This is a genomic window from Spirosoma luteolum, from assembly GCF_054778875.1.
Genome location: NZ_BAAGZE010000003.1, coordinates 693,665 through 714,873, shown reverse-complemented (window position 1 = coordinate 714,873; position 21,209 = coordinate 693,665). Strand labels below are relative to the sequence as shown.

The following is a 21,209-nucleotide window of genomic DNA, read 5'->3' as shown; positions in this document are numbered from 1 at the left end:
TGATAAAATAAACACAAATTTAAGGTCATTCGCTAGAAGCAGCCGCCATCGGCTGGTAAATAATTGGCATAATGAGGCTTAGGCATTAGTTTTGACCCCATGTTTAATGGCCAAAAAGTAATTGTTGTGATGCCCGCCTACCGGGCAGCACTTACCCTGGAACGGACGTACCGCGAAATTCCCTTCGATATTGTCGATGATGTAATTTTAGTCGATGACGCCAGTCCCGATAATACCTCCGAAGTTGCCCGTCAACTGGGTATCAAACACGTAATTCGCCACGACCGTAACAAAGGCTACGGGGGTAACCAGAAAACGTGTTATGCCAAAGCGCTCGAACTGGGCGGGCAAATCGTTGTGATGCTTCACCCCGATTACCAATACACCCCGTTGCTGCTGACAGCCATGATCTCGATTATCGGAAATGGCCTTTACCCGGTGGTATTTGCGTCGCGTATACTGGGCAAAGGAGCGCTGAAAGGTGGTATGCCACTCTATAAGTACGTGGCCAACCGGTTCCTGACGTTCACACAGAACCTGCTGATGAACCAGAAGCTCTCTGAATACCATACGGGATACCGGGCTTTTTCGGGTGACGTTCTGAAAAGCCTCGATTTCACGCATAATTCCGACGACTTCATCTTCGATAACGAAATGATCGCCCAGATTTTCTACAAGGGTTTCGAAATCGCCGAAGTAACCTGCCCCACAAAATACTTTGAGGAAGCGTCATCGATCAACTTCAAGCGGAGTTCGATTTACGGATTGGGTGTACTCAAAACGTCGCTTTACTACTTCCTTACGAAAATAGGACTGATGCACTGGAAGTTGCTGAAATAGCTGCTTCTTCGGGCCCGGCTTCGACGGTGGGCATCACAACCTCCAGAATCATTGATTCGAGGGTCAGGCCGGGGCCAAATGCACAACTGAACAGATTAGGCTGTTCAGCCCGGATGGTCAGGTCGCCACGGGCCAGATCATCCCAGATCTGTTTAAGCACAAACAGTACGGTGGCCGACGACATGTTGCCAAACTCGCGCAGTACGGCATAGGCATAGCGGTTGTCGGTTTGCGTCAGGCCCAGTTCTTCCTCAATTACTTCCAGAATGCGTCGTCCGCCAGGGTGCAGGGCATACAGGCCTATATCCTCCATGGCCAGACCACTCTGCTGCAGGAGTCGTTCCATAAGCGTACCGATACCCTCCTGAATGTGTCTTGGCACTTCGCCGGTCAGGGTCATTTCGAAGCCGAAATCACTCACGTGCCACGCCATTTCGGCTTTCCCGTCGGGGAGCAGATCGCAGTAGAACGAGCGCAGCCGGAACGACAGGTCGGGCCGGGGCTGGTTCTGAACCAGTACGGCAGCAGCGCCATCGGCGAAGAGGGCGTTGGCCAGTAAATGGTCGGTTCCGGTTTTCTTCTGGAAGTGAATCGTACACAACTCAATACAAACGACCAGCACCGTAGCATTGGCGTTGGCCCGGACAATCGAGTCGGCCATTTTCAGGCCATTGAAAGCCCCGTAGCAGCCCATGAAGTTGATGGCCAGCCGCTGGGTATGTTTGGGCAGCCCCAGCGCTTCGATGAGTTCGATGTCCGGTCCGGGAGCATATAGTCCCGTGCAGCTCACCGTGATAAGATGGGTAATGGTCTGCGGATTAAAATCCGGGTAGCTATCGAAGCAGGCCTCCACCGCTTTCAAAGCCAGGGGTACGGCTTCCTGCCGGTACAGTCCCATGCGCTGACTTACGGTTGGAAACGGTTCGAGCCCCTCAGTGTTTGGGTAAAAGGTGAATTCGCCCGGCTGTTTGGTATAGTCAGACAGGACTGAGTGGCGTTTGTCGATTCGGGTGAATCGGTACAGCGCAGACAGACGACGGCGGTCCCGGTCATCGAACTGGAGCAGATTGGCCATAAACTGGGCTGCCTGTTCCTGACTGGCCGAATAAGCGGGTACCGCCCGACCAATGGCGTTGACGTAGGCGTCGGTGCGTTGTGACATACGGAATAGGTTAGGGGGGCATTGGCTAGTGCATAATTAGCCTGGCCAATCACTTTCAACACAACTCGCTGTGCCCCGTAAAGTTCGGAAATAGGCCGAAGCGGCTCCTGAAAAAAAGTTGGTTCGATAAGGCTTTCAAAATGAGGGTATTGCTGCCTGATCGAAAAAAAAGTTGAGGTAGGTTCTTGACAAACGGGAATTAAGCCTTACTTTTGCATCACGATTCGCTGTCACAACGGCGTATCAAAATAAAAAACGCGAAAGTAGCTCAGCTGGTAGAGCGCGACCTTGCCAAGGTCGAGGTCGCGGGTTCGAACCCCGTCTTTCGCTCCACAGAAAAGGCACCGAGTAGCGGTGCTTTTTTTGTACGTACCTACAGCGTAGGAAGGTTGCCGGGATGGTGGAATCGGTAGACACGCCGGACTTTGTTCTTTGATATTCTCGGTTTTTTTCTGTGATTGGCGTGAATAACGTCAGTTCGTGTGGCACGCTATGTGTTCGATGCTTTATTTGAAGAGCACATGATTTCTACTTGTGAGGCTTCCTCCAGCATGGCTCAAGCAGCGGTAAAACTTGGTATGAATTACAAGACACTTTGTTTTCATGCAAAGCGACTCGGTTGTTTCAAGCCAAACCAATCTGGACGGGGTATCAGAAAAGCTCCATCCAAGGTGGCGGTTTCACTGAATGAGATTTTTGATGGATCGTATACAACCTATCAAACTCATAAACTGAAGCAAAGACTCCTGAAGGAAGGAGTGAAGCAACACCAGTGTGAATCGTGCGGCTTAGGGGAAATGGCTTTCTAAACCCATTCCGTTGGAGATGCACCACATCAATGGGATAAATACAGATAACTCGTTAGAGAATCTGAAATTACTTTGTCCTAGTTGCCATGCGTTAACAGAGAATTACCGTGCAAAGAATATCAGAAATTTGAGTGCCCGGTTGGAAACAGCCGGAGTAGAACCGCTTAAATTCGGGGAAACCTTATCAGTGATGATTGGCAATCCCGAGCCAAGCCTGCCAGCGAAAGCCGGTGCGGAAGGTGTAGAGACTTAATAGGCGGCACCTAACTTCTGCTTGCAGAATATGGTGAAGAGAAAGTCCAGACCACAAATCGTTGCGAAAGGCAACGAGCAGCGAAAGCTGTAGTTGGTAAGAAAATCCTGTGGGCTTTACGGCCCGTGCGGGTTCGACTCCCGCTCCTGGTACAAGGAATTTAGAATGCCCCGTTGCTATGATCGCAGCGGGGCATTTTTTGTCGTTATGAAGTCCGAACTGTCGAGCGGGATTCTGGACCCGTGGCCGATTGCTGCGGCTGGCGCCACTCCCAGCAGGCTAGTGCCAGTACCGGCAGATACTCGAGCGCCGTGAGCCACAGGTTTTCATGGTAAGGCTGCCGGGCGTAGGTGAAATAGGAGAGCGGCACGAGTACCGACCAGAGCAGTGGGTACCGGGCGTGCGTGAACACCGAAGCCGCTACCAGCGTGGTCAGATACCAGGGATGTACGGTGGTGGCCATCAGAAAGTACAACGTCAGACTGGCCAGCACCCGCCCTGAAACCGACAGCCGGAATGGCCAGAAAGCTAGGGCGAGTAAACCCAGCGTCGTGAGCAATGACAAGCCGACGCCAACCGTCTCGATCGTATTGTAGCCCCGGATCCAGTAGCCCACTGCCCGCACCAGGTAATAAAAGCTGGCGTTGAACTCGAATTTCTGGAAGTAGAGATCGAGGCTTGCGCCCATGTTCTGTAACAGCGCCATACTGGCAAACGGTGCGAAAAGAGCTAGCGTAAAGAGACCGGTCAGTCCGGCCAGCCAAAGCCCCCGTTTCCAACCGATTCCTGCCACGGCCAGCGGGAGCAGCATGAGCGGCAGCAGTTTGGTACCGATAGCCAGCGCCAGGGCCAGGGCCGCGAGCACCCACCGCTGCCGAAACGCGAGCCAGATTGCCAGCAGTGTAAAGCCAATCATAACCCCCTCAAAATGGATGTTGCCGGTAAGCTCGACAATGACAAGCGGGTTTAGCGCATACAGTAGGGCCAGGTTAGGCGAAAGGCCGCGCGCGCTGAGCAGGACTGTCAGCAGCCAGATTACGGCAATATCGCCCAGCAGAATGGGCAGCCGAAGCCCGATCAGGGCGGGCAACAGCGACTGCGGCAGTGGGCCGGGAGCCACCCAGCCGGCCAGCGCGAAAAAGGCCTGATTGACGGGTGGGTAAACGGTGTAGTAGTGGGGCGAGTTGAGCCGCTCGTATAAATATCGGCTCAGGCCGGTACGGATAGCGAGTGGTGTATCGACCAGCGCCGAAGGCAGGTACTGGTAAGGATTATAGCCATGCGCCAGTAATCGCCCATCCCAGATGAACCGAAACGCATCGTCGGAAAGGTTTGGTATAGCCCCTACCAGCAGCAGCCGAAACACGACGGCCGCGCCAAATAGCACCCAATCGGGCTGACGGTCGGAATCCGTTGCGTGTAGAGGATGTATGACACGACGGCAAAGCCAGTAATAGCCGGCGGTCAGCAGTCCGAAGAGGCCGATGAGGGGCCAGAACTGCGCACGCGGTACCCCATACGTCAGCCCGACATAGCCGGCTGCCGATACAAGCAGCCACGCAAACCGGCTTATCATGCCTGTACCGGTACGGCCCGGCGCCCGGCATGCAGCAGCGAATAGCCGAAGACCATACCAAACCCGACCATGAGCATGATGTGGAGAAAAAACATCCGGAAGTCGTGCACGTAGAACGCCAGCAGGAGCCCGCCGAAGAAATAAAGCATCAGGAGCCCTTCGACGAGGGTGAGCCAGCTAACCCGCCGACTGACGTATTTATTGGCATCCCACCGATCGCTGGCGGCCTTGACATTGAATTTGGGCGTCCGGACAAAGGGGGTTTTACGGCCGGCATAGCCCTCGATCACAGCGATGGTGTTATGCAGCGACAGGCCCATCATAAGCGACGAGTACATGGGGAAATACCAGATAATCTTGGCCTTGTTGCCCTGTTCGAAGAGAAAAAACGGAATGCCGTAGAACGTAATCAGTATGAGCAGATTAAGCTGAAACAGGTTGATCACGTAGAAAGCCCATTCCCATTCGGGATGCTGGTTGCGGATGTAGATCAGGGGTACACTCATTACGCCCAGAATAAGCACCAGGATGAACGTAGCACTGCTGAACAGGTGGAAAAACGCGTGGATCTTCATCGACAGCGATACGCCGGGCGTCCGCAGTACCTTGCGGAAGAGTTTCCGTGCACACTCGGCCGCGCCCTTCATCCAGCGGTACTGCTGTGATTTAAGGGCATTCATGGCTACCGGCAATTCGGCTGGCGAGCCGATGTCTTCGCGGTACACGAATTTCCAGCCCCGAAGCTGGGCACGGTAACTCAGATCGAGGTCTTCGGTCAGCGTATCGCTTTGCCAGCCACCTGCATCGGCAATGGCGGCTTTACGCCAGACACCCCCCGTACCGTTGAAATTGGCCAGGTAGCCCGATTCGTAACGGCCACTTTGTTCGATGGTAAAGTGCGCATTCAGCCCAAAGGCCTGCAGCTGGGTCATCAGCGAAAAGTCTTCGTTGAGGTGTTCCCAGCGCGTTTGCACAATACCTACCCGCGGGTCACTGAAATGGGGTACGGTTTTGAGCAGAAAGTCGGGGTCGGGTACGAAATCGGCGTCGAAAATGGCAATAAACTCCCCTTTGGCAAGCGTAAGACCATAGGCCAGTGCCCCCGCCTTAAAGCCTGTTCGTTCGGGCCGGCGGATGTGCTGGATTGGAACACCCATGCGTTGGTAGAACGCCACGCGGGAGGCAATGATGTCGACTGTTTCGTCGGTCGAATCGTCGAGCAGCTGGATGTCGAGCTTCTCGGCCGGGTAATGCAGTTTGGCCACCGCGTCGATCAGGCGTTCGACTACATACAGTTCGTTGTAGACCGGTAGCTGAACCGTAACGCGGGGGAGCTGCTCCTCGGTCAGGGTCGGCAGCGACGCGCTGATGCGTCGGCGTTGTCGGTTCGAGCGCAGGTAGCTAATTATCAGGCTTAGCTGACCACAGTTGTATAAAAACAGCAGAAGCAGAGCAAGACCGTATAAACAAAGTACAGCCAGTTCCATCAGGTTATCGATTGGTTGAGTAAGGTGCTAGGCCTTAAAGGGGAAGAATAGGCAATAGGTTTAAATTAGGCCCTAAAATCGACTTACTGACCAATCTGGCTGGCTACGACCCAACTACCAGTAGCGGAAGATGGTGGTGATGATTTTGTAGCCGGCCAGCACGGTGCCTTTTACGGTGCCCGATATTTTGGAAAAGCCGATGCGCCGGCGATAGCTCACCGGAACCTCCATGATACGTAACCGATTCCTGGCCGCTTTTAGTTGCATTTCCACTGTCCATCCGTACGTTTTATCCTGCATGTCGAGGGCCAGCAGCGACGAAAACCGAATGGCCCGAAACGGCCCAAGATCGGTATAATGGACCGCATACAGCCAGCGGAGCAGGGTAGTGGCTAGCCAGTTGCCAAACACCTGCTGGGGCGTCATCGAACCACGTTCGCGCTTACCGAGTGCCCGCGATCCGATCACCATATCGACCTCCCCCTTCAGGATTGGCTCGATCAGCTGAACCATCTCACCGGGGTAGTCGGAGTAATCGGCGTCGAGAAATACGGCTATAGCCGGCTGGGGCGACAGGCTGGCCGCGTAGGCAATACCCGTCAGACAGGCCCGCCCGTATCCCTGAATGGGTTCATTCAGTACGGTAGCTCCGGCCCGGGCGGCCTGCACCGCCGTCTGATCGTTGGAGTTGTTATTGACGACGATGATCTCGTCGACCAGGGTGGCTGGTATGTCGCGGACAACATGGCCCACGGAGTTTTCCTCGTTGAATGCGGGGATAATAACGACGATAGCCAAAAGGTGAATATTTCGGGGGAAAACGGGATTGTGTTTACTAAAGAACAGAACGGGGCAGAACGTTCCCGCCCGGGTACCCAACACGGCTATGGTTGCGGTGTTCGAGCCCCGAATCTGGCCAAAATGCTGTATACTTGTTCATGAACATATCGTTTATCGGCGCCGGCAATCTGGCCTGGCATCTGGCACCGGCGTTCGAATCGGCCGGGCATCATATCAGCGAAGTGTATAGCCGGCAGCCCCAGTCGGCCCGGCGGCTGATCAGTAACCTGTACGATGCCCGTCTGCACGACGAGTTGAATTTTGCCGGCAGCAATGCCGATTTGTTTGTACTGGCCGTTCCCGACGATGCCCTGCCTCAGGTATGCTCGCGGCTGGTACTGCCCGAAAATGCCATTGTGGTGCATACGTCAGGCAGCTGCTCACTCGATAAACTGCGCCACTGGCTGTCGATCTATAGCGATGTGCCGGTCCGGGCCGGTGTTTTTTATGCCCTGCAAACCTTCACGCGCGAACAGCCGCTGCTCGACTTTGCGGGTATTCCCCTGTGTCTGGAAGCCGGCGACGAACAGACGGAACAGGAACTGGTGCGGCTCGGTCAGGAGATCAGTCAGATTGTGTACCTCGTCAGTTCGTCGGAGCGACTGGTGCTGCATCTGGGGGCCGTGCTGGCCTGCAACTTTACGAACCATCTGCTGGCCCAGGCTTACGAACTGACAATGTCGAACGGGCTGGAGTTCGAGTTGTTGATACCGTTGATTCAGGAAACCATCCGGAAAGGATTGTCGGCCAGCGATCCGGCCGACGTCCAGACAGGACCGGCCCGGCGGGGCGATCTGTCGACGATTCAGGCGCACCTGACCCTGTTGGCCGGGCAGCCGCTGCTGGCGGATATTTATCGACTCATGACCGAAAGCATCCGGCAGCAGCGTTTGTTGCGGCAGGCCGAAGCCGGCGATTCGTGAGCGAATCAGCTGATACTGAAATTATCTGGCTGTTTTCTATTTATTCTGTCTGCAAAGGAGCGTATTTTTACTAATCGGTTGCCAAATCTGGTTGTCCGATCGCTGCAATGGGATAGTTTTTGCACGGGACGGGGCAGGGGCTTGCCCGCTTTGGCCGGCCCGTGCTGACGTAAGCATTCAGAATTTATGGAGTCATTAGAACATCGGGATAAGCTGGAGGTGTTGCCGGTTAAAGCATCGCCTGTAGACCAGATAGCGTTGTATGATCGTTATTCGGCCATGGCTTACGGAATTATTCTGCAGATTGTGCCACAGCCGGAATTGGCCCAGAAAATTCTGGTCGATTTGTTTACTGATCTCCTGCGCACCAGCCCTGACCTCAACGATTCGGGTCTTGGCTGCACCATTATTCGTATGGCCCGTCTTCGGTCGCTCGAAACCCGGCGCTCGGCAGATAGCGTGGCGGAGCGGAGTGGTACGTCGTTCTCGCCCACACAGGGCAACCTGCCCAAAGTTGTATTCAATCTTTCGTTCTGGCATGGCTGCCATCCAAACGAAATTGCCGAACGGCTTCAGATCTCGGGTAGTGATGTGATGAAGGCCATCCGGGAGTATATTAAATCGTTTCAAGCATCCTGACCCATGGCTCAACAGTCACAACAACAGCGGCATCAATACATGACAGAAGGCTTCCTGGAAGCGTATCTGATGGGCCTGACCACACAGCAGGAACGCGCCGAGGTCGAGCAACTCCTTGGGCAGGATACGGAGTTGCAACAGCAACTGGAGGAGCTGGAAACAGATATGGAGCAGTTTTTCATGCGCCACGCCGTTCCGCCCCCTCCCGGTCTGAAAAACGCCGTACTGCATCAGCTGAGCGGGAGCGAGATTCAGCCGTGGGCACCCGAAACCCAGGAGCGTCGTCGCCCGTCCGAACCCGAACCAACCGGGCCACACTATGTGCATGTCGATGTCGACGAAACGCACATTCGGGTGCATAAGTACTGGCGGCCCGCGTTTATTGCCGTGTTTGTGCTGTCGAAAATTTTCCTGATTCTGGGCCTGTATTATTATTTCAAAGCCAGCAGTCTCGAAAAGGAAATGCTTCGAATGCAGGCCGCGCCCGTGCAGCAGATGGCCCCGGCCCAACCGGCACCCGGGCAATAGTGATGTAGTCATGCCGTTTATTCGGCAGGTAATGGCTGGTCGTGCGCCAGTCCTGACCTCGATTTCTGGTTCGTATGCGGTTGGTTCGATTGCTTGTTTTAGTGGTACTGTGTTGGCCTGCTCACGCCCAGTGGCAGGCGCAGGCCGTTCGTACCGACGCCAGTTTTCGGGCGGTTAGTATGGCCGGGGCCGATGTGATCTGGATCGGTGGCACCAAGGGCACCTATGTCCGGTCGGCCGATGGGGGCAAAAGCTGGCAAACGGGCACAGTACCGGACGCCGGGACCTGCGATTTCCGCGACGTGCAGGCCATTGACGCGCAGACGGCTATTCTAATGAGCGCCGGCCCGGCCGAGCAGGATCAGGCGCGGATCTACAAAACAACCAATGGCGGTCAGACTTGGACGATGCAATACCAGACCAAACAGCCCGGAGTGTTTTTCGACGGACTCGATTTCTGGGATCGCGACCACGGGATTGTCTTCAGCGACCCGGTCGATGGCCGGTGGGTAATGCTGACCACGAGCGATGGCGGCACCAGCTGGCAGCCAGTGCCGGCTCAGGCGCTGCCGCCCATGTTGCCCGGCGAAGCCGCTTTTGCCGCCAGCGGTACCAGTCTGGTCGTACAGGGGAAACGAAGCGTCTGGATCGCATCCGGCGGAGGGCCCAGTGGGCGCGTGTTTCGCTCTACCGACCGGGGGCAGACCTGGACAGTAGCAACAACGCCACTGCCGGGGGGCGAAGCAACCGGCCTGTTCGGGCTGCGGTTTTTCAACGAAAAGACAGGTGTTGCCGTCGGCGGTAATTACAAACAGGAGCAGCAGGCAGGTCCCAACGCCATAATCACCCGCGATGGGGGACAGACATGGTCGTTGCTTACCGCCACGGAGCCCGCCGGCCTCAAAGAAGCCGTGGCGCTGCTGCCCGGCGATCGGCTGCTGGTAATAGGGCCATCGGGCTCGGGCATCTCGGCCGACCAGGGCCAGACCTGGCAGAAAATCGATGCCGACGGGCACCACGCCCTTGCCTGCGTGAAGGGTACCTGCTACGCCGTGGGCGCCCGGGGTAAGGTCAGTAAGCAAGTCTTTAAGTAAAGCCGATCCAGACAAATACGGGGGCCTGTGTCAATACGCAGGCCGGCATAAACTACGGCAGCCAGTTCTGTCGTTATGCAGGCGTGTTGACTGAAATAGCCCCGTTTGGTTATGCGTGTGAAATCGGTTTTAGTACTCTCCATTGTTTTAGGGCTGGCTCAGCTGGCCCCCGCTACGGCTCAGGTTCGGATACCGGGCACGTTTATCTGCAACTATACCGGGCATGGCACCGTACCCGAGGTGGTATGCTCACCCAACACGGTGTCCAACGGCCATGCTGAGCGCGTGGTCGACCGGATTCTGAAGCCCATCGGGCTCATGCGCAACTTTAAGATTATCGAGTGCTCCAACACCGACAACTGCTTTGCCACGGTGCTGAAAGGACAACGGTTCATTGTCTACGATGCCGCTTTCATGCAGGGCATCGAGGAGGAAACCGAAACCGACTGGTCGGCCATCAGTATTATGGCCCACGAGATCGGGCATCACCTGCAGGGCCACACTATCGACGGGCGCGGAGGACAGCCGCAGAAGGAAATCGAAGCCGATAGGTTTTCGGGCTTCGTACTGCACCAGCTTGGCGCATCGCTCGATGAGTCGGTGGTGGCGGTCGAGGCTCTGGGCGATGAACGCGCTACGCCTACCCACCCGGCCAAACCGGCCCGTATCGACGCCATCCGGAAAGGCTGGCTCGAAGCCGAAGCCATGTATCCGAAGAGCCGGGCTGGCAACAAGCCTGCCGTTGCTATTGCGCCCCGACCTGCGGCAAGCCCGGTGCTGGCCAGTCGGCCGGTGGCGTCACGGCCAGTGGTAGCCTCCCCGGCCCCCGGACGTATGCCCGCTGGTCGTGCAACGGTAGGCTGCGTTTCGGGCGACTGTCAGGATGGGAACGGTGTGTTTGTGTACCCTACTCGGGAACGTTACACCGGTGAGTTTGAAGACGGCGACAAACACGGCGAAGGCACCGAGTATTATGCCGATGGGCAGGTGAAGTACAAAGGGAATTTCCGCGATAACCTGCGAACGGATTATGGCATCTATTACTACCGCAACGGCGATCGGTATGAAGGCTGGTTCCAGAAAAACGTGCCGAACGGCAAAGGCATTTATCACTTCGCCAACGGCGATCGGCTGGTCGGGCTGTTCAGCAATGGCCAGCCGGCGGCTACCAATACGCTTTACATGGCCGATGGTACCAAAGTTAGTCTGAAAGGCAGCCGCTAGACCACAACGAAGGCAATAGCAAAAAGGGGGTAGCCACTGTGGCTACCCCCTTTTTGCTGGCAGAATACAGTTTATCAGAACGCCAGAATCGTTTCTTCGATAATATCGCAGGCCTGATGCATCTGCGTTTCGTTGATAACGAGCGGGGGGGCAAACCGGATCTTATCGCCGTGGGTTGGCTTGGTCAGTAACCCGTTGTCTTTCAGTTTAAGGCAAATCTCCCAGGCTGTCTCAGCACCCAGATCGGGACGCTCACTGATAACAATGGCGTTGAGCAGACCCCGGCCGCGCACCGATTTGACCGTGTCGGTTTTTTCGCTCAGGGCCGTCATACGGGCGCGGAAAATCTGGCCCATGGCCTCGGCATTCTCGGCCAGTTTTTCGTCTTCCACCACGCGCAGAGCTTCCATCGTGACCACACAGGCCAGCGGGTTACCGCCGTATGTGCTGCCGTGTTCGCCGGGCTTGATGGTCAGCATCACTTCATCGGAGGTCATTACGGCCGAGACCGGCATGGTGCCACCCGAGAGTGCTTTGCCCAGAATGAGCAGATCGGGCTTTACCTGTTCGTGGTCGCAGGCAACGCGCTTGCCCGTCCGGCCGATACCCGTCTGCACTTCGTCGGCAATGAACAGCACGTTGTATTTGGTACACAGATCCCGTACTCCGCGCAGGTAGCCCTCGTGCGGTACCACCACGCCTGCTTCGCCCTGAATGGGTTCTACCATGAAACCGGCAATATTGGGATCGCGCTTAAACGTGTCTTCGAGGGCATTGAGGTCGTCGTAGGGAATCACGATATAACCGGGCAGGAGCGGCCCAAAGTCGTTGGTGCTGCTGGGATCGGTCGACGACGAGATCGCGGCCAGGGTGCGGCCCCAGAAGTTACCGGCGGCATAAACGGTCTTGGCCTGATCCTGCTGAATGCCTTTCACTTTGTAGGCCCATTTCCGGGTTAATTTGAGAGCTGTTTCGCCCCCTTCGGCGCCCGAGTTCATGAGCAGTGCCTTGTCGTAGCCAAAGTACTCGCAGAGGAATTTTTCGCACAGCCCCGTCTTGTCGTTGTAGAACGCCCGTGAGGTCAGGGTAAGCTGCCGGGCCTGTTCGATCATGGCATTGATGATACGGGGGTGGCAGTGCCCCTGGCTGACGGCGCTGTAGGCCGACAGAAAGTCGAAATAGCGTTTATCGTCGACGTCCCACACAAAGATGCCCTCGCCCCGACTCAGAACGGCCGGGATAGGGTGGTAGTTGTGGGCACCGTACTTCCATTCGAGCTGCATAGCCTGTTCGGTGGCCGAAGAAGAGAGAATCGTATCCATAGCGAATCGGGAAAAAGGTAGTAAACAGGAAGTTGATGAAGAAGCAGCCGGCCCGGTGCAACCAAGTCGCACCGTAACCCGTTGTGCTCAAAAATACAGTGATTCGGGCAGATGCCCAAACCCGCTATGGCCACGCAATCCGACCCTGAACAACCAGCACTGACTCCTGAAGATTACTACTACACAGCCGAAGGATTTTTGGTGTTTACCGAAGCATACCACCGAAAACGGGGCTACTGTTGCCGAAACGGGTGTCGGCATTGCCCGTATGGTTTCAAAAAAAAGGGGGGCGGAGTTGCAGATAATGAATAATTTAGCCAAATTTGCGCCCTCATACGGAAAACGAGTACGGTAATGGCCAGAATTTGTCAAATCACAGGAAAGCGCACGCGGACGGGAAACAACGTATCGCACGCCAATAATAAAACCAAGCGTAAATTCTTCCCGAACCTGCAGAAAAAGCGGTTCTTCGTCGAATCAACCGGCGAATGGGTTACGCTGCGGGTGGCTACGTCGGCCATCAAGACCATCAACAAGAACGGGCTGGAAGCTACCCTTCAAAAGGCATACGAGCGCGGTACCCTCACGATCTAATCGAGGGGTATGCCTCCATGGCATCGAGCCTCTTCCAGCCGGAAGAGGCTTTTTGTATTTCGGTACGGTTTGGCTGGGGGCGGTATAGCGGTTGAATGGATATCCCCCGGCAGCCTAGACGTTACCGCAGACAGTTCTGGCTTTAAACACCATTTCCATGAAACTCAACTTTGAGGATCTCATCGTATTTGAAAACGATGATTACATACTCATCAATAAACCGCCCCACATTGCCTCGCTCGACGAACGAACCAACGACCGGTCGCAGAGCATTGTCCGGATGGCCAAGGCTTACCACGCCGATGCGCAGTTAGGTCACCGGCTCGACAAGGAAACGTCGGGTATTCTGGCCATTGCCAAGCACCCCGACGCCTACCGGCACTTGGCCATGCAGTTCGAGCACCGGGAGGTGACCAAGCGCTACCACGCCGTTACCAACGGCGTGCACGACTTCGACGGGATTTCGGTTTATCTGCCCATTTCGCCCATCAAAGACGGAACGGCCGTGCGGATCGACCGGGAGAAGGGCAAAGTGGCCGAAACCATTTTCAACACCCTGCACGCGTACCGTACCACTACCCTGGTCGAGTGTATGCCCGTAACGGGCCGGATGCACCAGATTCGGGTGCACCTGATGTGTTTGAAAGCGCCCATCGTCAACGACCCGACCTACGGCGGCAAGCCCGTCTTTCTGTCGGAGGTAAAGCGCAAATTCAACCTGAAGGAGGGCACCGAAGAGTTACCGCTGATTCATCGGGTTGCATTACACGCCCACTCGCTGACATTTGCCCTGCTCGACGGTACCGAACATACCTTCGAGGCTCCCTACCCGAAAGATTTTGGCGTGCTGGTGAAGCAATTGGAGAAGTTTTCCTGATCGGGTAGGCCGGTATTCGGTGTGCCTGCGTAGTTTGCAGCCCGTCTAACGTTACCGCTATGTTTGTACATACCGTATTTTTCTGGCTCAAGAGCCCCGAAAACCAGGCCGACCACGATGCCCTTCGGGCTGGCCTCCAGACGCTGACCAGTATCAGCGACATCACCACGATTTATATTGGCACGCCGGCCGAAACCCGCCGGCCGGTAATTGACCACAGCTACGATTTCTCGCTGACCCTGGTCTTCGCCGATCAGGCGGCCCACGATGCGTATCAGGTGCATCCCAAACACGAAGCCTTCGTGGCCAACTGCGCCCACCTCTGGGAACGTGTTCTGATCTACGATGCGATTGGCTAGCTGACGCTATGGTCCATAAGCAAACAAGCCGACCCCAGCTGGGGTCGGCTTGTTTGCTTAAAGCGGGATCGGCAACTGGCTAGACCAGTACATCGACCTGCATATCCATATTGCCTTTTACTGCTTTCGAGTAGGGACATACGGCGTGGGCGGTGTTGGCCAGGTTCTGCAGCTGCTCGTGCTCCATACCGGGGGCTTTCACCAGAATCCGGCCCGACAGCGACATGTTGTTGCCGTCTTTGTTGAGCGAGATGCTTACTTCAACCGCGTGTTGGGGCAGGATGATTTTCCGGCTTTCGGCAACCGCCATCAGCGCGCCGTTATAGCAGGCACTGTAGGCAGCCGCAAACAGCATTTCGGGGTTGGCTTTGCCGCCTTTGCCGTGCATTTCGACCGGCCGGTTCAGGTCCAGCTCCAGAATACCATCGAGCGATTTAACGTCACCTTCGCGTCCGCCGACATTGCTGACGGTGGCTGTATACAGCGTTTCCATTGTGTTTCGGGGTTATCAGTTTATGTGAGGCCGGGCTTGTACCGACGGGTTCTCCGGCCGGCCACCGACAGGTGTATAACTCAAAACGGGCCTTTTGTTCTCGAGTTGCGGCTGCATTTGGGGGCCATCCGACCGCCCGGCCCGCTGTTACCGACATTACACCAATTTGAACTACCTTTGTCTAAAGGCCTTAGGCTCAAAATAACCGCAATAGAACCGGATACGGGTCGTTTTGGTAGATACGCCACTCAATACGCTCAACCGCATGAACACGTGCTTTCGCTTTCTCGCTTGTAGGCCCCTGCTGGTTGGGCTGATCGGGTTAGGAATGGGTTGGATCGCTGGCTCACCGGCTGTGGCCCAGCGTCGGCGGGTGGCACAACCCGATACGGCTGTTGCACGCCATGCGCCCAACTCGACCACCCTGGCCAAAAACGAAGAAGAGCAGCTGTTTACCGATGGCATGCGGTTCATGATTACCGAGGAGCCCGTGAAAGCGGTGCCGCTGTTCGCCAAAATCCTTCAGAAAGATCCGGCCAACGCAGCAGCTCAGTATGCCACGGCCACTGCCATGCTCAAGATGAGCAAAACGGCTGAGGCACTGCCCTACGCCCTGAAAGCCCACAGTCTTGCCCCGGCCAACAAGTTCTACACGCTCCTGCTGGCCGAGTTGTATGTGAAACAGAAGCGCTATGGCGAGGCCGAAGACCTCTATGAGACGCTGGTGAAGAAAGGGGGCGATAATGCGGAGTATGGCATCGAACTGGCCGCTATCTATCTCTTCGACGAGAAGCCCGACAAGGCGCTCGATGCCTATAGCCGGGTCGAGCGCGAGCTGGGTATGAATGAGGAAATCAGTCGCCAGAAACAGCGGATATACCTCAAGCAGAACAAAATTGATAAAGCCATTGAAGAGGCCGAAAAGCTGGTGCTGTCGGCCCCCGGCGATCCCGATTATCTGCTCGAAGGGGCTGAGATGCTGATTGCCAACGATAGGCCCGATCAGGCAATGACCTGGATTGACCGGGCACTCAAGATTACGGCCGACCTGCCCCAGGCCCACGTGTTGCTGGCCGACATCTACCGGCGTAAAGGAGACAGTGCCCGCGTGAAATCGGAACTGGATCGGGTGCTGTCGAGCCCCAATCTGGAGCCTGCGCTGAAATCGCGCATTCTGTCGGGTTATGTGGGGCTGGTTGGAGAGAGCGCCAGTGGCCGGCAGGATGCACTGGTGCTGGCGCAGGATCTGGCCAAAAACAGCCCTACCGATCCGAAGGCTCAGGTGATGCTGGCCGATCTGCTCATGCAGCAGGGCCGGAAAGCCGATGCCCGCGATGCCTATAGCCAGGCGGCCCGGCTCGACGGGTCGGTGTATGAAGTATGGGGAGCCCTGCTTCAACTCGATGGCGAACTAAATCAGGTCGATAGTTTGCTGCTCCATTCGCAGCAGGCGCTGGAGGTGTTTCCGACGCAGGGGCTTTTCTGGTATTCCAATGGTTCGGCCAATCTCATCAAACGGCGTTACCAGCAGGCCGTCGATGCGTTCGAGGAGAGCCAGAAACTAATGGCGGCTACAGCCGACGCATCCCTGAAAAATGGTATCAACGCGCAGTTGGGTGATGCCTACAACGGGCTGGGCGATCATGCCAAATCCGACGAGGCCTACGAAGCCGTGCTGAAAGTTGATCCACTGAACGATCACGTACTCAACAACTACAGTTATTTCCTGTCGCTTCGTAAGGCTAACCTGCCGCGGGCGCAGCAACTGGCGCAGAAGCTGGTGGAGCGTCACCCAACCAATGGTACTTACCTGGATACGTATGCCTGGGTGCTGTATGTATCGAAGGAGTATGCAAAAGCCCGGCAGTACCTGGAAAAGGCGCTGGCCGACCCAGCCAATGTGAGTGGTACCATTCTGGAACACTATGGCGATACGCTCTACCGCCTGGGACAGCGTACGCAGGCTGTCGACGAATGGAAAAAGGCAAAAGCGAAAGGTGGCGCCAGTGCCGGTATCGACACGAAAATAGCCACTGGTAAACTCGATGACTAATTATCTGGCTATGTTGCTGCTGCTGGGCGGGCTGATCAGTCAGACCAGCTGTCGGCGGCAGGTTCCTGCTACTAATGCCCCCCGCGCCGATACGGTGGCGGTGCAGCCGCCCGCCCCGGTGTCGCGACCTGATTCGACGGTTGGCAGCCGTCCGGCCGGGCAACTGCCCGGTACGCTGGTAGCCCCGTTCGACTTTGCCTTTCTTACCACCAAATCGAAACTGTCGTTCAAGAGTCCGCAGCAGGAGGTCGATAATGCGAGCCTGAGCATACGGGTGCAGAAAGATAGTCTGATCTGGCTATCGGTCTCCAAACTGGGTATCGAAGGCGGCAGAACCCTGATCACACGTGATTCGGTAACGGTGATGAACCGGCTCAATCGGGAGTACTCGGTAGTCGATTTCGCTACGTTGAGTCGGCAGTTCAATATTCCGATCACGTTCGATCTGTTGCAGGCGCTGCTGGTCGATGGGCTTCCCTTTCCTCAGCAGCCAGCGCAGGTGGGCGCCGGGCAGGGCGATGGGCAACTGATTAGTCAGCAGACCGGGTCGTTGCGCGTCGACAGCTACATTGGCCGCCCGGATCGCAAGCTGAAGACGCTGACGATGACCGAATCGGCCACCGGCAATCGGCTTCAGATCGATTATACTGACTTTACGGCGTTGGCCAGTTACCTGTTTCCCTACAGCAGCCGGCTGGTGATCGATTACCGATCCCGCACCGACGGGCAACCGGCGCAGACGCAGCTGACCGTTACGCACAGTAAAGTCGAGTTGCTGACTACAAACCCCGGTTTCCCGTTTACCATTCCAACCACGTATAAACGCCGGCTCTAGGTAACTTTGGGCGGTCGTTGCCCAAAGGCCCACCTGTAACTGATTACCGAATCTGGTTTTGCTCCCTATGCTTGTTACCCATACCTACCCCTGTCGCTCTGGTCTGTACCGGCTTTCGCTTGTGCTGTTGCTGGTGGTGGCTGCGGGCCTGCCTGCGCTGGCGCAGATAACGCAGCGTAACCGGCAGATGCTGGAACGCGAGAAGCGGCAGAACATGGAAAAGATGGGGCAGATCAGAACCGTGCTCACCAAGACGGCCAATGAGAAGCAGGCCAGCCTGGGCCAGCTCAAAGCCCTGAACCAGCAGATCCAGGCCCAGTCGCAACAGATCGGGCTGCTCAGCCGTGATATCCAGCTGACCGAATCGGAGATAGCCGAACTCAGACAGGCCAGTAACGCCATCACGCGCGACCTTGATAAACTTAAAGCCGAATACGGTTCCATGATTTATGCGGCCGATAAACGTCGCCAGCAGGTCAATCCGCTTAGCTTTCTGTTTGCCTCCGACAGCTTCAACCAGCTGGTAGCCCGCTACCGGTATCTGCGGCAGTATTCCGAAGCGCGGCAGAGTCAGGTACGGCAGATGAATACCCTGCAGAGCGAACTGCAGAGTAAGCAGCAGATTACCCAGCGCAAACGCAAGCAGCAGCGGGGCACGCTGGTGGCAAAAGTCAAAGAAACCGAGAAGCTTGAAGGCCTGAAAGAAGAAAAAAATCAGGTCGTGAAAGAGTTGAGCCAGAAAGAAACCGAGCTACGCGCCGAACTGGCCGAAAGCCGCCGGTCGATTGGCCGGCTCGAAGCCATGATTACACGGCTGGTAGCGCGGGAAGCCCGGGAGCGGGCCGAGCGCGAAGCCCGTGAACGGGCTGCCCGGGCCGAGCGCGAACGCATAGCCCGCGCCGAAATCGCCCGCAAACTGGCCGAGCGCCGGAAGGCCGAAGAACAGGCTGCCGCGGCCGAAAAAGAAGGTCGTAAGCCCGATCCGGAGGTTATTGCCAAGATTGAAAAACCCATTGATGTAGAGCCACCGGCCCCCAAGCCCGACGAACGGCGCAACAACAACCTCAACAGCGAAGAAACGGCTTTGGCTTCATCGTTTACGGCCTCGCGCGCACGCCTGCCCTGGCCCGTTTCCAAAGGCTTCATATCCGACCATTTTGGCCGCCGTGCCCACGCCGTGCTCAAAGGTATCTACGTAGAGAACCAGGGAATCGATATTCAGACCAATGCTGGCGAAGGGGTGCGGGCGGTCTACGATGGTATTGTGCAGGACGTTGCCAATATGCCCGGCATGAACAATGTAGTCGCTATTCAGCACGGCACGTACTTTACCGTCTACGCCAAACTACGGAGCGTTAACGTGCACGTCGGGCAGCGCGTAAAAGCCCGTGAGTCGATTGGCGTTGTAGCCACCGACAAAAACGGCGTGTCGGAAATGCAGTTTCAGATCTGGAAGGAGTTTACCAAGCTGAACCCGGAGTCGTGGCTTTCGCCCCGATAGGACAGCGCTTCAGCGTCAGCGTACAATCGTGTCACGACCGGTCGTAGACCGTTGCGGTTGGTCTAGCCGCCGGGTTTGTCCTTACTCTTGTGAAACCCTGATTGACTGCACAACCACTCGATTCGATAACGACAAACCATCACAACCCACAGGAAATGTCTGTTCACAATGCCGATATCAAGCGTGTCACCACGCATACCATTCAGGAACTGAAAAATAAGGGCGAGAAAATTGCGGCCCTGACCGCTTACGATTATTCGATGGCCAGGGTGGTCGATGCGGCCGGGGTAGAAGTTATCCTGGTCGGCGATTCGGCATCTAACGTTATGGCCGGCCATGAGACGACACTGCCTATAACACTCGACCAGATGATCTACCACGCCAGTTCGGTGGTGAGGGCCGTTAAACGGGCGCTCGTGGTGGTCGATCTACCGTTTGGCTCCTACCAGGGCAACTCGACCGAAGCGCTGCGGTCGGCCATTCGGATCATGAAAGAGTCGGGGGCGCATGCCATCAAGCTCGAAGGCGGACAGGAAATTCGTGAGTCTATCGTCCGGATTTTAAGCGCAGGTGTACCCGTAATGGGGCATCTGGGTCTGACCCCCCAATCGATCTATAAGTTTGGTACCTACGCTGTTCGGGCTAAAGAAGAAGCCGAGGCTAACAAGCTGATGGCCGACGCCAGAATGCTCGAAGAGATTGGCTGCTTCGGCGTGGTACTTGAAAAAATTCCGGCGCTGCTCACCAGACAAGTATCGCAAAGCCTCACGATTCCAACCATTGGCATTGGGGCCGGTCCTGACGCCGATGGGCAGATTCTGGTGGTTCATGATCTGCTGGGCATCACCAACGAGTTTAAACCGCGCTTCCTGCGCCGGTACGCCGATCTGCATACCGTAATGACACAGGCGATCGCTCATTACGTCGATGACGTGAAAATCAGCGACTTCCCGAACGAGAAAGAAGCGTACTGAGTTAGAGCATAAAGAGAACAGACGCGAGAAGAAAGCCAGTAACGAGTTGTACCGGTTGCCTGGACTTTCCCTCTTGCATTGAGCGAGCAATGAAAAAAAAACCATATCAGGTTGTTTATGAAGACAACCACCTCCTGATCGTTAATAAAGATCCGGGTATTCTGGTGCAGGGCGACCGCACGGGCGACACGACGTTGCTCGATGTGCTGAAAGACTATATCAAGGAAAAATATGAGAAACCCGGCGAGGTTTTTCTGGGCCTGGTACACCGGCTCGACCGGCCCGTGAGCGGACTCGTGGTGTTTGCGCGTACGTCGAAAGCACTCGAACGCATGAACGAGATTTTCCGCAAACGCCAGGTGCAGAAAACCTACTGGGCAGTGGTTCGCCGGAAACCGCCCCGCGATGCCGATAAACTGGTGAACTGGCTGGTAAAGGATGAGCAGAAAAACCAGGTCACCGTGTACGACTACGAAGTACCGGGTTCGCAGAAAGCGGAACTGTCGTACCGGCTGCTGGGTCGTATAAACGAACATTTTCTGCTGGAAGTGAACCCTATTACGGGGCGGCCCCACCAAATCCGGTCGCAGCTGGCGCACATGGGTTGTCCAATTCGGGGCGACGTTAAATATGGCTACGATCGGGCCGTGGCCGACAAGAAAATTTACCTGCACGCGCGCCGGTTATATTTCGTGCATCCGGTGAAAAAAGAACCGCTGATCTGTAAGGCGGGCGTTCCGGTCGATCCGTTCTGGGAGGAGTTTCTGGAACTTGACGACGAAAATTACAAAGACAAAAACATGGATTACATTTTCGAGTAATCTGC

At 56.0% G+C, this 21,209-nt stretch carries 23 protein-coding genes and 1 tRNA gene; 18 read left to right on the top strand and 6 right to left on the bottom strand.

The window, feature by feature from the left end; translation table 11 throughout:
- Window positions 1-99: 99 nt before the first annotated feature.
- On the top strand, window positions 100-840 hold the full coding sequence (locus tag ACYVAC_RS05590; protein WP_461096620.1) for a glycosyltransferase family 2 protein: 741 nt from the start codon (window positions 100-102) through the stop codon (window positions 838-840).
- Here the strand turns inward: ACYVAC_RS05590 and ACYVAC_RS05585 are convergent.
- Window positions 800-2,002, bottom strand: coding sequence for a type III polyketide synthase (locus ACYVAC_RS05585; RefSeq protein WP_461096619.1), 1,203 nt, complete (start codon window positions 2,000-2,002; stop codon window positions 800-802). The two genes, ACYVAC_RS05590 and ACYVAC_RS05585, sit on opposite strands and share 41 nt — an antisense overlap.
- 257 nt (window positions 2,003-2,259) lie before the next feature.
- Here ACYVAC_RS05585 and ACYVAC_RS05580 point away from each other — a divergent pair.
- The 3 genes from ACYVAC_RS05580 (at window position 2,260) to ACYVAC_RS05570 (ending at window position 3,064) form a co-directional block, all read left to right on the top strand.
- Window positions 2,260-2,335, top strand: a tRNA-Gly gene (locus ACYVAC_RS05580).
- Window positions 2,336-2,484: 149 nt separating this feature from the next.
- A complete protein-coding gene (locus tag ACYVAC_RS05575; protein ID WP_461096618.1) occupies window positions 2,485-2,811 on the top strand; it encodes a hypothetical protein in 327 nt (108 codons plus the stop codon).
- A gap of 16 nt (window positions 2,812-2,827) precedes the next feature.
- Window positions 2,828-3,064, top strand: coding sequence for an HNH endonuclease signature motif containing protein (locus ACYVAC_RS05570; protein WP_461096617.1), 237 nt, complete (start codon window positions 2,828-2,830; stop codon window positions 3,062-3,064).
- A gap of 205 nt (window positions 3,065-3,269) precedes the next feature.
- On the opposite strand, the gene ACYVAC_RS05565 is transcribed toward ACYVAC_RS05570, so the two are convergent.
- The 3 genes from ACYVAC_RS05565 to ACYVAC_RS05555 all read right to left on the bottom strand — a co-directional run bounded on the left by ACYVAC_RS05565 (window position 3,270) and on the right by ACYVAC_RS05555 (window position 6,925).
- A complete protein-coding gene (locus ACYVAC_RS05565) occupies window positions 3,270-4,640 on the bottom strand; it encodes a hypothetical protein (protein WP_461096615.1) in 1,371 nt (456 codons plus the stop codon).
- A complete protein-coding gene (locus tag ACYVAC_RS05560; RefSeq protein WP_461096614.1) occupies window positions 4,637-6,127 on the bottom strand; it encodes a cellulose synthase family protein in 1,491 nt (496 codons plus the stop codon). Before ACYVAC_RS05560 ends, ACYVAC_RS05565 begins: the two co-directional genes overlap by 4 nt.
- 114 nt (window positions 6,128-6,241) lie before the next feature.
- Entirely contained in the window at window positions 6,242-6,925 is a 684-nt protein-coding gene (locus ACYVAC_RS05555) for a glycosyltransferase family 2 protein (protein ID WP_461096613.1), read from the bottom strand.
- Between the two features lie 140 nt (window positions 6,926-7,065).
- Between ACYVAC_RS05555 and ACYVAC_RS05550 the strand changes: the two genes are divergently transcribed.
- From ACYVAC_RS05550 to ACYVAC_RS05530, 5 genes are all read left to right on the top strand, one after another.
- On the top strand, window positions 7,066-7,890 hold the full coding sequence (locus ACYVAC_RS05550) for a Rossmann-like and DUF2520 domain-containing protein (RefSeq protein ID WP_461096612.1): 825 nt from the start codon (window positions 7,066-7,068) through the stop codon (window positions 7,888-7,890).
- Window positions 7,891-8,076: 186 nt separating this feature from the next.
- Window positions 8,077-8,529 carry an RNA polymerase sigma factor gene (locus tag ACYVAC_RS05545; RefSeq protein WP_461096611.1) on the top strand — a complete coding sequence of 151 codons (453 nt, stop codon included), beginning with the start codon at window positions 8,077-8,079 and terminating at the stop codon, window positions 8,527-8,529.
- 39 nt (window positions 8,530-8,568) lie between these two features.
- The gene (locus tag ACYVAC_RS05540; RefSeq protein WP_461096610.1) at window positions 8,569-9,057 is read left to right on the top strand and encodes a hypothetical protein; all 489 of its coding nucleotides are present in this window, start codon (window positions 8,569-8,571) and stop codon (window positions 9,055-9,057) included.
- 74 nt (window positions 9,058-9,131) lie between these two features.
- Window positions 9,132-10,151 carry a WD40/YVTN/BNR-like repeat-containing protein gene (locus tag ACYVAC_RS05535; protein WP_461096609.1) on the top strand — a complete coding sequence of 340 codons (1,020 nt, stop codon included), beginning with the start codon at window positions 9,132-9,134 and terminating at the stop codon, window positions 10,149-10,151.
- Between the two features lie 111 nt (window positions 10,152-10,262).
- Entirely contained in the window at window positions 10,263-11,375 is a 1,113-nt protein-coding gene (locus ACYVAC_RS05530) for an MORN repeat-containing protein (RefSeq protein ID WP_461096608.1), read from the top strand.
- A gap of 74 nt (window positions 11,376-11,449) precedes the next feature.
- On the opposite strand, the gene rocD is transcribed toward ACYVAC_RS05530, so the two are convergent.
- On the bottom strand, window positions 11,450-12,697 hold the full coding sequence (rocD, locus tag ACYVAC_RS05525) for an ornithine--oxo-acid transaminase (RefSeq protein WP_461096607.1): 1,248 nt from the start codon (window positions 12,695-12,697) through the stop codon (window positions 11,450-11,452).
- 111 nt (window positions 12,698-12,808) lie between these two features.
- Here rocD and ACYVAC_RS05520 point away from each other — a divergent pair, with 111 nt between their 5' ends.
- The 4 genes from ACYVAC_RS05520 to ACYVAC_RS05505 all read left to right on the top strand — a co-directional run bounded on the left by ACYVAC_RS05520 (window position 12,809) and on the right by ACYVAC_RS05505 (window position 14,527).
- Complete coding sequence (locus tag ACYVAC_RS05520) at window positions 12,809-13,009, top strand: DUF5522 domain-containing protein (protein WP_461096606.1); 201 nt, start codon at window positions 12,809-12,811, stop codon at window positions 13,007-13,009.
- A gap of 42 nt (window positions 13,010-13,051) precedes the next feature.
- On the top strand, window positions 13,052-13,291 hold the full coding sequence (gene rpmB / locus ACYVAC_RS05515; protein WP_461096605.1) for a 50S ribosomal protein L28: 240 nt from the start codon (window positions 13,052-13,054) through the stop codon (window positions 13,289-13,291).
- Window positions 13,292-13,448: 157 nt separating this feature from the next.
- Window positions 13,449-14,168, top strand: a complete 720-nt coding sequence (locus tag ACYVAC_RS05510; protein ID WP_461096603.1) for an RluA family pseudouridine synthase — start codon at window positions 13,449-13,451, stop codon at window positions 14,166-14,168.
- 59 nt (window positions 14,169-14,227) lie between these two features.
- Window positions 14,228-14,527: a Dabb family protein gene (locus ACYVAC_RS05505; RefSeq protein WP_461096602.1), complete on the top strand. Its 300-nt coding sequence runs from the start codon at window positions 14,228-14,230 to the stop codon at window positions 14,525-14,527.
- 79 nt (window positions 14,528-14,606) lie between these two features.
- On the opposite strand, the gene ACYVAC_RS05500 is transcribed toward ACYVAC_RS05505, so the two are convergent.
- The gene (locus ACYVAC_RS05500; RefSeq protein ID WP_461096601.1) at window positions 14,607-15,020 is read right to left on the bottom strand and encodes an Ohr family peroxiredoxin; all 414 of its coding nucleotides are present in this window, start codon (window positions 15,018-15,020) and stop codon (window positions 14,607-14,609) included.
- A gap of 265 nt (window positions 15,021-15,285) precedes the next feature.
- Here ACYVAC_RS05500 and ACYVAC_RS05495 point away from each other — a divergent pair, with 265 nt between their 5' ends.
- The 5 genes from ACYVAC_RS05495 (at window position 15,286) to ACYVAC_RS05475 (ending at window position 21,204) form a co-directional block, all read left to right on the top strand.
- Window positions 15,286-17,073 (top strand): tetratricopeptide repeat protein, encoded by a 1,788-nt coding sequence (locus ACYVAC_RS05495; RefSeq protein WP_461096600.1) that lies wholly within the window; start codon window positions 15,286-15,288, stop codon window positions 17,071-17,073.
- Window positions 17,066-17,908: a DUF4292 domain-containing protein gene (locus ACYVAC_RS05490; RefSeq protein ID WP_461096599.1), complete on the top strand. Its 843-nt coding sequence runs from the start codon at window positions 17,066-17,068 to the stop codon at window positions 17,906-17,908. The genes ACYVAC_RS05495 and ACYVAC_RS05490 overlap by 8 nt, the downstream gene beginning before the upstream one ends.
- A 67-nt stretch (window positions 17,909-17,975) precedes the next feature.
- Window positions 17,976-19,409, top strand: a complete 1,434-nt coding sequence (locus ACYVAC_RS05485; protein WP_461096598.1) for a murein hydrolase activator EnvC family protein — start codon at window positions 17,976-17,978, stop codon at window positions 19,407-19,409.
- 155 nt (window positions 19,410-19,564) lie between these two features.
- Entirely contained in the window at window positions 19,565-20,383 is an 819-nt protein-coding gene (panB, locus tag ACYVAC_RS05480) for a 3-methyl-2-oxobutanoate hydroxymethyltransferase (protein ID WP_461096597.1), read from the top strand.
- 89 nt (window positions 20,384-20,472) lie between these two features.
- Window positions 20,473-21,204, top strand: coding sequence for an RluA family pseudouridine synthase (locus ACYVAC_RS05475; protein ID WP_461096595.1), 732 nt, complete (start codon window positions 20,473-20,475; stop codon window positions 21,202-21,204).
- The last annotated feature ends 5 nt before the right edge of the window (window positions 21,205-21,209 follow it).

What these genes read in the sequence shown, in the direction of transcription:
- ACYVAC_RS05590 (WP_461096620.1), top strand. Translation starts at nt 100, where the DNA reads ATGTTTAATGGCCAAAAAGTAATTGTTGTGATGCCCGCCTACCGGGCA.
- ACYVAC_RS05585 (WP_461096619.1), bottom strand. Translation starts at nt 2,002, where the DNA reads ATGTCACAACGCACCGACGCCTACGTCAACGCCATTGGTCGGGCGGTA.
- ACYVAC_RS05570 (WP_461096617.1), top strand. Translation starts at nt 2,828, where the DNA reads ATGCACCACATCAATGGGATAAATACAGATAACTCGTTAGAGAATCTG.
- ACYVAC_RS05565 (WP_461096615.1), bottom strand. Translation starts at nt 4,640, where the DNA reads ATGATAAGCCGGTTTGCGTGGCTGCTTGTATCGGCAGCCGGCTATGTC.
- ACYVAC_RS05560 (WP_461096614.1), bottom strand. Translation starts at nt 6,127, where the DNA reads ATGGAACTGGCTGTACTTTGTTTATACGGTCTTGCTCTGCTTCTGCTG.
- ACYVAC_RS05550 (WP_461096612.1), top strand. Translation starts at nt 7,066, where the DNA reads ATGAACATATCGTTTATCGGCGCCGGCAATCTGGCCTGGCATCTGGCA.
- ACYVAC_RS05545 (WP_461096611.1), top strand. Translation starts at nt 8,077, where the DNA reads ATGGAGTCATTAGAACATCGGGATAAGCTGGAGGTGTTGCCGGTTAAA.
- ACYVAC_RS05540 (WP_461096610.1), top strand. Translation starts at nt 8,569, where the DNA reads ATGACAGAAGGCTTCCTGGAAGCGTATCTGATGGGCCTGACCACACAG.
- ACYVAC_RS05535 (WP_461096609.1), top strand. Translation starts at nt 9,132, where the DNA reads ATGCGGTTGGTTCGATTGCTTGTTTTAGTGGTACTGTGTTGGCCTGCT.
- ACYVAC_RS05530 (WP_461096608.1), top strand. Translation starts at nt 10,263, where the DNA reads ATGCGTGTGAAATCGGTTTTAGTACTCTCCATTGTTTTAGGGCTGGCT.
- rocD (WP_461096607.1), bottom strand. Translation starts at nt 12,697, where the DNA reads ATGGATACGATTCTCTCTTCTTCGGCCACCGAACAGGCTATGCAGCTC.
- ACYVAC_RS05520 (WP_461096606.1), top strand. Translation starts at nt 12,809, where the DNA reads ATGCCCAAACCCGCTATGGCCACGCAATCCGACCCTGAACAACCAGCA.
- rpmB (WP_461096605.1), top strand. Translation starts at nt 13,052, where the DNA reads ATGGCCAGAATTTGTCAAATCACAGGAAAGCGCACGCGGACGGGAAAC.
- ACYVAC_RS05510 (WP_461096603.1), top strand. Translation starts at nt 13,449, where the DNA reads ATGAAACTCAACTTTGAGGATCTCATCGTATTTGAAAACGATGATTAC.
- ACYVAC_RS05505 (WP_461096602.1), top strand. Translation starts at nt 14,228, where the DNA reads ATGTTTGTACATACCGTATTTTTCTGGCTCAAGAGCCCCGAAAACCAG.
- ACYVAC_RS05500 (WP_461096601.1), bottom strand. Translation starts at nt 15,020, where the DNA reads ATGGAAACGCTGTATACAGCCACCGTCAGCAATGTCGGCGGACGCGAA.
- ACYVAC_RS05495 (WP_461096600.1), top strand. Translation starts at nt 15,286, where the DNA reads ATGAACACGTGCTTTCGCTTTCTCGCTTGTAGGCCCCTGCTGGTTGGG.
- ACYVAC_RS05490 (WP_461096599.1), top strand. Translation starts at nt 17,066, where the DNA reads ATGACTAATTATCTGGCTATGTTGCTGCTGCTGGGCGGGCTGATCAGT.
- ACYVAC_RS05485 (WP_461096598.1), top strand. Translation starts at nt 17,976, where the DNA reads ATGCTTGTTACCCATACCTACCCCTGTCGCTCTGGTCTGTACCGGCTT.
- panB (WP_461096597.1), top strand. Translation starts at nt 19,565, where the DNA reads ATGTCTGTTCACAATGCCGATATCAAGCGTGTCACCACGCATACCATT.
- ACYVAC_RS05475 (WP_461096595.1), top strand. Translation starts at nt 20,473, where the DNA reads ATGAAAAAAAAACCATATCAGGTTGTTTATGAAGACAACCACCTCCTG.